Genomic DNA, 9306 nt, shown 5'->3' with positions numbered 1-9306 from the left:
GCAGGTGCGGTCGACCCGGGTGCAGGTCACCCCGCCACATCAGCCCGGATAACGAGGCGAGGACGCTCCGGAGCGGATCGGCTGGGGCAGGCCGATGTCGGCGATCCGTCCGGCCGCGCCGTCAGGCGTGCTCGTGGCCCAGGCTCGCGGCGACTTCGCGGTTGGCGTCCCCAGTCGTTGCCCGCGGCGCCCGCGCCGAGCGGACGTAGAGGAAGTCGGCTTGGGTCGGCCCGATTCTCGGCGAGAAGAAGTGATTGTAGACGCCGCGTAGCGCGAAGCCGTGCTGATCCAGAAACGTAGTGATCTCGGTGGCGAGCGGCTGCTGTTCGTACAACGTGACGAACGAGACTTCGGTATAGATCGCGTCGATCAGCGGCAGGACGCTGGCTGAACCCGCGATGACGTCGAGCTCGCCGCCCTGCACGTCGAGTTTCATCAGGATCGGCCGCGGCAGCGCCGCGACGTCGAGCACATCGGGTAGCCGTTCGACCTGCACGGTGATCGAGCCGGTCCGCGTCACGCCGCTGGCGGCCTGCTGAGCCGCGCCGGGGAGCAGCAGCGACGAGCTGTCACGCTTGGAGGTGACGTGAAACGTCGCCTGACGTCGGGTCGCGCCGAGCGCGACCGGATGACAGGTCAGCGGCGCGGAGACCACCGCCTGCAGCCGCTCGCGTTCCGGCTCGAGCGGCTCGAAGGCGTGGATCTGCGCGTTCGGAAAGCGGTGGCGCACCAGCAGCGAAAACTGCCCGCGGTTGGCTCCGACGTCGATCAACGTGCCGACCCCGATATCGTCGAACAGCCGGCCGTGCTCCAGCGCCGGCATCACCCGACGCCGCAGCGCCGGCCAGAACGCCGGCTGACAGGCGGCGAGGGCGTATTTCAGATAGTTGTGAATGGGTCCGCTCCCGCATCGACGATCGCCCCTGCGGATGCCGGGGCTAACGTGCGGCCACCGTCTGCGCGTCCGGGTCGACGACCGGATCTAATTGACACGTTCGTGCAATCGTTCGGTGACAGCCAGCGCGACCGGCTGCGCATCGGCGGCGTTCGGCGTCGTCGCCTGACGTCGCCCGAGACGGCGGACGCTGGCCAGGACGCGACGAGCGGCCATCGCCAGTTCGGAGGGCCATTTGGGGCGCATGCACGGGCGCTCGATCAATGCGTAGAACATCAGGCCGACGGCAATGCAGGCAGGGACGAGGATCGCCCAGCACAGCGCCGTTGCGACGATCAAGGAGTCCGGCTGAAATTGGCGCTCCAGCGCCGCCGCCATCGCATGCATCAGCGGAAGATGCAGCAGATAGATCGAATAGCAGGCGCCGCCGATCAGCGCGACCCAGGGCGATGCCAGCAGCACGCGACCAGTTGTGCCCCGTGCGGCACCGAGAAACACCAGGAAGATGCAACTCGCCCGCGCGAAGGCGTTGAGGCTGCCTGTTGCGATTGCGAGGGTGGGTTCGGAATAGCCGAACTGGATGTTCCTGAGTTCGGCGGTGCCGGTGAGCATCATGCCGATGTATCCGACCACGAGCAGGACGTCGTAGCGTCGCCGCGGCGGCTGCTCGAACGGTCGGACGGCGACCGAATAGTCGCAGACCATGACGCCGAGGATGAAGCCGTAGCTCTCGCCGAACAGGGTATGCCGAAGCGGATGCTCGAACGGAAGCTGGTGCCGCAGCGTCTCGCCGAGCACGATCAGCGCCAGCAGCGCGAAGCCGCCGAACCAAAGCCGCAGGGCGCGGTTCTTGATCGACAGATACGCCATGATCAGAAACGGAGCGAGCAGATAGAACTGCACCTCGCGTTCCAGCGTCCAGGCCGGCGGATTGAGCCGCGGGCTCTGGCCGAAAATGAGTCCGTGCGAGTAGGTCAGGCTCGCGGCCAGGCTCTGCCACAGCGGAGCCTCGGTGAAGGTGAAGTTCGGCGCGCTGACCGGGGTATAAAGGCTGAGGATGACGAAGCAGCCGATCATCACCACGAAGTACGGCGGCTCGAGCCGCAGCAGGCGGCGCTTGTAGAAGTGCGACAGCTTCGGCGGTCGTCCTGCGAGGAACGGATAGGCGATGATGTAGCCGCTGATGAAGAAGAACAGCGTCACGGCGAAGCCGGCGAACGGAAACCACGCCGTGATCGTCGCCTCGCCGGCGACTGGATCCGGCATCATCCGTCCGGCGCGCAGGCCGGAGTGGAAGAACAGGATCGGCATCACTGAGAGAAATCGAAGCCCATCGATCTGGGGAACGTAGGCGCCGCCGGACGTCACGCGTCGCAGTCGCTGGGGCAGCTCCGACAATATGCTCATGAGGCCGTCCGCTTGCTGTATTCGTGCCGTTCCGAGAGCGAGCCGCTCAGCGCGGGCTGAGCGCGGGAAGATCGACCCGGCCGCGCCGCGCGTCCCTGCGCTGATCCGCGCGCACCGAGCCGATGATCGCATCGAACCGGTCGGCGATCTTGCCGATGTCGAAGCTGCGCTCGGCGTAGGCGCGGCCATTGGCGCCGAAGGCGCTGCGGCGGTCGGGATCGTCGAGCAGGGCGTCGATCGCGCCGACGAAGCCGGTAACGTCTCCGACGGGCACCGCGTAACCGGCATTGGCGCGCTGAATGGTGCGCGAGGCGAGATTCGCGGGCGGCGCGCTCAGTACGATCGGTCGTCCGGAGCACAGATAGCTGAGGACCTTGGACGGGACGGAGAACGTCCCGGCGTCGCTCTCCAGGATCGCGATCAGCACGTCGGCGCTGCCGAGCACGTCGGAGTACGATTTGAAATCCTGGAACGGCAGGACCAGCAGCGGCGCGCCCGGCAGCTCGGCGGCTTGCTGCGTCAGCCAGTCGGCGTGTCGTCCCTCCGAGGTCACGACCATCCGCGTGTGCGGGCGCAACGCGACCGATTTCGCCACCTCGAGGATCAGCGCCGGATCGTGCTTCAATCCGATCGTGCCGGTATACAGCACGACGTCACAATCATCCAGGCCGTGACGACGGGACCAGTCGTTGCTCTTCGGCCGCGGCGATATCTCGTCGAGAGGCGCCCAGTTCTCGACGGTGTGAATGCGGCGGCCGTCGACGCCGAACTCGGTTTCGAGCGTGTGCCGAAAATCGTCGGCGATCACCACGATCGCGGAGCTGCGCGCCGCGGCCTTGCGCTCCAGCATTTGATAGTAACGCCCGATCAGCCGGCCTGCCACGCCGAGACGCTCGCCGAGCAGATCGCCGATCGCTTTGCTGTAGATGTCCTGCTGCCAGAACACGAACGGTCGCCGCTGCCGGTCGCAGAGCGCCACCACCGCGTCGAGGGCGTCGATCGGCAGATTGCAGCCGATCACGATGTCCGGCTCGAACTCGCCGATGCGCTGCGCGATCAGCCGCCCGACGCGGATCTCCTGAAAGCGCCGCTTCACCAGACCGTATTTCGAGAACGGCCTGCCCAGGCTGAGCGGCGTGATCTCCAGCGTCGGGGGATCGCCGGGGCCGAGCTGCAGGCTCCCCTTCGGGGTCTGAAAGTCGGAAAAATACGCGTGCACCACGCGGTTGCCGCGCCGCGCCAACTCGCGGCTGAGCTGGACCTGAAACGGATGACCGGAATAATCACAGACGTAAATACGCATGCACTTGCCCCGTCCACCGGCCGGCTTGAAGGATGTCGCGGCGGTCAGGCCGCGATGCTGTCGACGTTCGAGGTCGCATGCACCTGCGCCTCGATCCACTGGTAGGTCTTCTCCAGTCCGACGATCAGCGGCGCCGACGGCTCCCAATCGAGCACACGCCGGATCAGTTGGTTGTCGGAGTTGCGGCCGCGCACCCCGGTCGGACCCGGAATGTGGCGCTTGTGCAGGGTCTTGCCCGCGATCGCCATCGCCATGTCGGCGAGCTGATTGATGCTGACCATTTCCTCGGATCCGATATTGACGGGCCCGAGATAGTTCGAACGGGTCAGCTTGAGCACGCCGGCCAGGCATTCGTCGATATAGAGGAACGAGCGGGTCTGCTCGCCGTCGCCCCAGATCTCGATCTCGTCGCCGTCGCGGGCGGCGGCGACCTTGCGACAGATCGCCGCCGGCGCTTTCTCGCGGCCGCCGGTCCAGGTACCGAGCGGTCCGAAGATGTTGTGGAAGCGTGCGATCCGCACCTCGAGACCGAGGTTGCGATGATAGGCGAGATACAGCCGCTCGCTGAACAGCTTTTCCCAGCCGTATTCGCTGTCGGGGTTGGCCGGATAGGCGCTGGACTCGGCGGTGATCGGGGCCAGCGGATCGCGCTGATTGTGATCCGGATAGATGCAGGCCGACGACGAGTAGAAGATCCGCCGGCAATTGCGCTTGCTGGCGGCGTCGAGGATGTTCAGGTTGATCATCGCCGAATTGTGCAGAACGTGGGCGTCGTTCTCTCCGGTGAAGATGTAGCCAGCTCCGCCCATGTCGGCGGCGAGCTGGTAGATCTCGTCGAACCTGCCGTCGATGATGGCGCGGCAATTGGCAGGGTCCCGCAGATCGGCGATGGCGAAATCGTCGGCATCGGTGGTGTTGTACTCGGGATATTTCAGGTCCGCGCCGCGAACCCAGAACCCTTCACGTTTGAGTTCCGTGACGAGGTGGTTGCCGATAAAGCCGCCGGCGCCGCAAACAAGAGCTCGCTTCATTGAACCACCCCTCACCATTCGAACGCGACACCATCAACTAGTGAACATCACGTTATCATATGATGCGATATACTGGTTATTATAATTCGGTGCAAGCTCATTCCGAATGCAAGAAAGACCAGTTGGGTATCGGTTGTTTGAGCTGTTGCTCATTGTCTATTGTATCACCGAACTGTCTTTTACGTATCATTCGTTTGTCGTGATGATATCGTCAAACGGAGGGCCGCGCCGACCCGAACCCGCGGGCGACGACTGTGGCGTGGCGCCTGCCCGGCAGCAGGCGGAGTCGGATCACAACATGCGAGATGGTTCGATGGGCGCGCGCGGCCTTCGCCTCGGCAACAGCAACGAGACGGTGAAGGCGCATGTCCGAGCGCCGGAACCGGCTCGGAAGCCATGGCGCCGCGTCGCCAATGTCGGACTGCTGGTCGGCGGCTACGGCATCGGCCAGGGCGCGATCTTCGCGGTGCAGACATGGCTGTTCGCGCAGGGCAAGTTCGATCTGCTGTCGGCATTCGGCACGCATTTCTCGTTCCTGATGCTCGGCATCTTCGTAATCGACGCGGGTTCGACCACCACGCTCGCGCGGCAGGTCGCGAGATTGCCCGCCGAGGGATCGCGCACCGCAATTTGGCGGTTGTTTTGGGACACCGCGGTGGTTCGGCTGTCGACAGCGGTCGTCGTGGCTGCCGGCGCATTGGTGACGGCGCTGCTGCCGATCTCGGATCCGCTTTCCAGGACCTATCTGCTGGCGAGCGTCCCGGGCCTGCTGATCTGGTCGGCGAACGCGGTCGGCATCCTCGACGGCTTGAAGCTCAGCGGGCTGAGCGGTCTGACCGGGGCGATCGCCTTCGCGACCTCGGCGTTGGCGCTCGCCTTGATGGCGGATGCGTCGCCGGAGACGGCGGGCTTCGTTCTCGGCGCTGCGTTCTCGCTCGGCTACGCGGTGACCGTGCTTGCCCAATGGATCGTGCTGATACGCCTCGGCCGTGGTCCCCGCTGGAGCCGGCCCCGCCGCGAGGGTGTGGTCCGAGCCGCGAAGGACGGGTTCGCGCTGCTGCTGCAATTCATCCCCGGCCAGCTCATCCTGCGCGCCCAGCTGCTGCTGAGCGCCGCGTTTCTCGGCACCGAAGCGACGGCGCTGTTCATCTACGCCAAGCAGATCGTGGTCGCGATGACGATGCTGGTCGGATTCGTCACTCGCGTGGACTTTCCGGCACTGGTCGAGCGTGCCGCAGCGTGCGAGCATCTCGGTCTGTCCGCCATTCTTCGCTCGCAGGTCACGTCGATCGTTTCGGCGATGACACTGGCGCTGGGAACGCTGCTGGCCTGCGTGGTGGCACTGACCGTTCCGCGATACGGCTTCAGCAACGCCGCGTATCTGCTGGCGGCCTATTCACCGTCGATCGTGACGATCTCGGCGTTGCTGATCATGATCCAGGGGATGGCGGCGATGGCGGACTACGCCGCCAGCGCCAAGATCGTCGCTGTCAGCACGCTGGTCGGAATCGCCGTCAGCTACGCGATGATCGGACCCTGCGGCATCTACGCCTTCGTGATCGGCGAAATGAGCTTCCATCTGCTCGGTTCCGCTCTGATGTATCTCCATCTGCGCCGCCGGGCGTTCGCGGCGGCCGCGAAGCCGGTGCACCACTCCGCCTGAGGCCTCGAAGAGAATGACGATGCAGGTCACCGCCAGACATCTGATCCATCGCACCGCCAAGGAAGTCGTCCGACATGCGCTGACCCGTCTCGCCATGCACCGGCTGGTCGACAGTGTCCGGAGCGCCAAGGGCTTCTCGGTCGGGCACTTCCGCAATGGAACGCTGGCCGCGCGGTTCGGCGAAATCTACGACGTCGGGCTGTGGACCGGCGGCACCGGAGACGTGCCGCTGTCCGGCACCGGCTCGACGCTCGCCGCGACCAGGAGCGTGCGCGAAGGACTGCCTTCGCTGCTCCGAGCCATCGGAGCGGAGACCCTGCTCGATGTCGGCTGCGGCGACCTGACCTGGATGAGCGCGATCGACCTCGGCATCGACTACATCGGCGTCGACGTGGTCGAGAGCGTGGTCAGGCGCAACATCGAAATGCATGGCTCGGCGCGGCGGCGCTTCTACTGCCGCGATGCCATGATCGGGGATTTGCCCGACGCCGACACCGTGCTGTGCCGCGAGGTGTTGTTTCACCTCGGCTTCGCCGAGATTGCGGCCGTGCTGCGAAACGTTGGGGCGAAGCGACGACGTTGGCTGATCGCCACGACCGACGCCTCGACACTGTTCAACGCCGACATCCGCTGCGGCGATTACCGCGTGCTCAACCTGCGGCTGGCGCCGTTCCGGTTTCCCGAACCGGACCATTGGCTCGACGATTCCGCACAGATCCCCGGTCGACGGCTGGCGGTCTGGTCGTTCGATCGACTGCCGGCCTGCGGGCGCTGAGCCGCGTCGGCGACTTTCGTCAAACCGGGTGGTTCGGTCGGAAACCTGCGGCATCCGACGGTGTCCGTCGACCCGCGCACCCGGCTATCGGTCGAAACGATCAGAGCCGGTGCGAATCGGGGCCGTTCTGCGTTCGACGGAATCGGGAACGATGCTTGGGGGACGCGCATCAGGAGAACCTGGTAGCGATCTCTGTGCGGTCGATCGATGGGAGGGCGGCTAGTCCAGTTCGAACGCGGTCTCGTAATTCAGCTTCAGTTTCGGATCCTGATCCGGCTTGCGCAGAATGCAATTTCCGACCACCAGCAGTTCGATCTCGCTGCCCATGAAGCAGCGAAACGCATCCTCGGGCGAGCACACGATAGGCTCGCCGCGTACGTTGAAGCTGGTGTTGACGAGCACCGGGCACCCGGTGCGCTCCTTGAAGCGCGAGATCAACCGGTGATAACGGGGATTGGTTTCCTTGTGCACCGTCTGAATTCGCGCCGAATAATCGACATGCGTGACGGCCGGAATGGTCGAGCGGGGCACGTTGAGCTTGTCGATGCCGAACAGCGCCTTCTCCTCCTCGCTCATGGTCTTGCGATGGCGCGCGGCGACGTCGGCGACCATCAGCATGTACGGGCTGTCGTCGTCGTAGTCGAACCAGTCCTGGACGTCCTCGCGCAGCACCGAAGGCGCGAACGGGCGAAACGACTCGCGGTACTTCACTTTCAGGTTCAGGGTCTTCTGCATCGTGGGGCTGCGCGGATCGCCGAGGATGGAGCGACCGCCGAGCGCGCGCGGGCCGAACTCCATGCGCCCTTGCATCCAGCCGACCGCCTTCTCGTCGATCAGCGCCTGAACCGTTTCGTCGATCAGGGCGTCGTCGTCCAGCACGGTGAAACGTCCGCCGACGCTGCCGAGCCGCGTTTCGATCTCGGGTTGGCTGAACCCGGGGCCGAGATAACTTCCGGACATTGCGTCGAGCTCGTTCGTGACGACCCGCGGCTTCTCGAAATTGCCGTGATAGGCAGCGAGCGCAGCGCCGAGCGCGCCGCCGGCGTCACCCGCCGCCGGCTGCACCCAGATGTCCGAAAAGATGCCTTCGCGCCAGACCTTGCCGTTCGCGACGCAGTTGAGCGCGACGCCGCCAGCGAGGCACAGCTTCGACAGGCCGTATTCCCGGCGCAGCGAGCGGCACAGCCGCAGCACGATCTCCTCGGTGACCGCCTGCACCGACGCCGCCACGTCCATGTGGAATTGCGTCAGCGGCTGGTCCGCCGAACGCACCGGCGCGCCGAACAGCGCCGCGAAACGGTCGTTCGACATCGTCAGGCCGGTGCAGTAGTTGAAATAGTCCTGGTTCAACCTGAACGAGCCGTCGTCCTTCACGTCGACGACGTTCGACATGATGGTGTCGACGAAGCGCGGCTCGCCATAGGGTGCGAGGCCCATCACCTTGTACTCGCCGGAGTTGACCTTGAAGCCGGTGTAGTAGGTGAAGGCCGAATACAGCAGCCCGAGCGAATGTGGGAAATGAATTTCCTTGGTGACTTCGATCCGGTGGTCGCGACCGATCGCAACCGACGTGGTCGGCCACTCGCCGACGCCGTCCATGGTCAGGATCAGCGCCTCGCGGAACGGCGAGGGATAGAATGCGCTCGCGGCGTGGCTGAGATGATGCTCGGAGAACAGCAGCTTGCCGTCCAGGACGTCGGCGGGAAGCGCGTCGCGCTTGCGGAGCTGCTCGCTGAGCAGCCGCTTCTGCATCAGCTTTTCCTTCATCCACAGCGGCATCGCCATCCGGAACGACTCGAAGCCGCGCGGCGCGAAGGCGACGTAGGTCTCGAGCAGGCGCTCGAATTTCAGGAACGGCTTCTCGTAGAACGCGACGTAGTCGACATCGGCCAGCGACAGGCCGGCCGCATCGAGGCAATAGGCGACGGCATGGTCGGGGAAGCCGGAATCGTGCTTCTTGCGCGTGAAACGTTCCTCCTGTGCCGCTGCCACGATGTGTCCGTCGACCACCAGGGCGGCGGCGGAGTCGTGATAGTAGGCGGAAATGCCGAGCACGCGCATGAGATCATCGCCCTCAGAAGAGCGTGTAGATGAAGGGCGCGATCGCCGAACCCTGAGTCAGGATCAGCAGGCCGCCGAACACGATGGCCATCACGACGATCGGTGCCAGGAAGAACTTGCGCCGGACTTTCATGAAGGCCCACAATTCGCCGATCAAGCTCGCCATGACTG

General features: G+C 65.0%; 8 protein-coding genes. 2 read left to right on the top strand and 6 right to left on the bottom strand.

The window, feature by feature from the left end:
• Positions 1–121 precede the first annotated feature (121 nt).
• The 4 genes from DNX69_RS04550 to DNX69_RS04535 form a co-directional block, all read right to left on the bottom strand.
• Positions 122–823: an FkbM family methyltransferase gene (locus DNX69_RS04550; protein ID WP_110784790.1), complete on the bottom strand. Its 702-nt coding sequence runs from the start codon at positions 821–823 to the stop codon at positions 122–124.
• Positions 824–982: 159 nt separating this feature from the next.
• The gene (locus DNX69_RS04545; RefSeq protein ID WP_165825182.1) at positions 983–2302 is read right to left on the bottom strand and encodes an acyltransferase family protein; all 1320 of its coding nucleotides are present in this window, start codon (positions 2300–2302) and stop codon (positions 983–985) included.
• A 46-nt stretch (positions 2303–2348) separates the two neighbouring features.
• Positions 2349–3605 (bottom strand): glycosyltransferase family 4 protein, encoded by a 1257-nt coding sequence (locus DNX69_RS04540; RefSeq protein ID WP_110784788.1) that lies wholly within the window; start codon positions 3603–3605, stop codon positions 2349–2351.
• A 44-nt stretch (positions 3606–3649) separates the two neighbouring features.
• Entirely contained in the window at positions 3650–4636 is a 987-nt protein-coding gene (locus DNX69_RS04535; protein ID WP_110784787.1) for an NAD-dependent epimerase/dehydratase family protein, read from the bottom strand.
• A gap of 298 nt (positions 4637–4934) precedes the next feature.
• On the opposite strand from DNX69_RS04535, the gene DNX69_RS04530 reads away from it, so the two are divergent.
• Positions 4935–6299, top strand: a complete 1365-nt coding sequence (locus DNX69_RS04530) for a hypothetical protein (protein WP_133255968.1) — start codon at positions 4935–4937, stop codon at positions 6297–6299.
• A 19-nt stretch (positions 6300–6318) separates the two neighbouring features.
• Complete coding sequence (locus tag DNX69_RS04525; RefSeq protein ID WP_165825181.1) at positions 6319–7074, top strand: class I SAM-dependent methyltransferase; 756 nt, start codon at positions 6319–6321, stop codon at positions 7072–7074.
• A gap of 219 nt (positions 7075–7293) precedes the next feature.
• Here DNX69_RS04525 and DNX69_RS04520 read toward each other — a convergent pair whose 3' ends face one another.
• Together DNX69_RS04520 and DNX69_RS26235 are read right to left on the bottom strand one after the other, a co-directional pair.
• On the bottom strand, positions 7294–9135 hold the full coding sequence (locus tag DNX69_RS04520; RefSeq protein ID WP_110784784.1) for a carbamoyltransferase family protein: 1842 nt from the start codon (positions 9133–9135) through the stop codon (positions 7294–7296).
• A 13-nt stretch (positions 9136–9148) separates the two neighbouring features.
• On the bottom strand, positions 9149–9301 hold the full coding sequence (locus DNX69_RS26235) for a DUF5989 family protein (protein WP_165825180.1): 153 nt from the start codon (positions 9299–9301) through the stop codon (positions 9149–9151).
• Positions 9302–9306: the final 5 nt, after the last annotated feature.

Source organism: Rhodopseudomonas palustris (genome assembly GCF_003226555.1).
GTDB lineage: Bacteria > Pseudomonadota > Alphaproteobacteria > Rhizobiales > Xanthobacteraceae > Rhodopseudomonas > Rhodopseudomonas palustris_I.
This window is presented reverse-complemented; position numbering and strand designations above follow the sequence as displayed.

What these genes read in the sequence shown, in the direction of transcription:
- DNX69_RS04540 (WP_110784788.1), bottom strand. Translation starts at nt 3,605, where the DNA reads ATGCGTATTTACGTCTGTGATTATTCCGGTCATCCGTTTCAGGTCCAG.
- DNX69_RS26235 (WP_165825180.1), bottom strand. Translation starts at nt 9,301, where the DNA reads ATGGCGAGCTTGATCGGCGAATTGTGGGCCTTCATGAAAGTCCGGCGC.
- DNX69_RS04525 (WP_165825181.1), top strand. Translation starts at nt 6,319, where the DNA reads ATGCAGGTCACCGCCAGACATCTGATCCATCGCACCGCCAAGGAAGTC.
- DNX69_RS04530 (WP_133255968.1), top strand. Translation starts at nt 4,935, where the DNA reads ATGCGAGATGGTTCGATGGGCGCGCGCGGCCTTCGCCTCGGCAACAGC.
- DNX69_RS04550 (WP_110784790.1), bottom strand. Translation starts at nt 823, where the DNA reads ATGCCGGCGCTGGAGCACGGCCGGCTGTTCGACGATATCGGGGTCGGC.
- DNX69_RS04545 (WP_165825182.1), bottom strand. Translation starts at nt 2,302, where the DNA reads ATGAGCATATTGTCGGAGCTGCCCCAGCGACTGCGACGCGTGACGTCC.
- DNX69_RS04535 (WP_110784787.1), bottom strand. Translation starts at nt 4,636, where the DNA reads ATGAAGCGAGCTCTTGTTTGCGGCGCCGGCGGCTTTATCGGCAACCAC.
- DNX69_RS04520 (WP_110784784.1), bottom strand. Translation starts at nt 9,135, where the DNA reads ATGCGCGTGCTCGGCATTTCCGCCTACTATCACGACTCCGCCGCCGCC.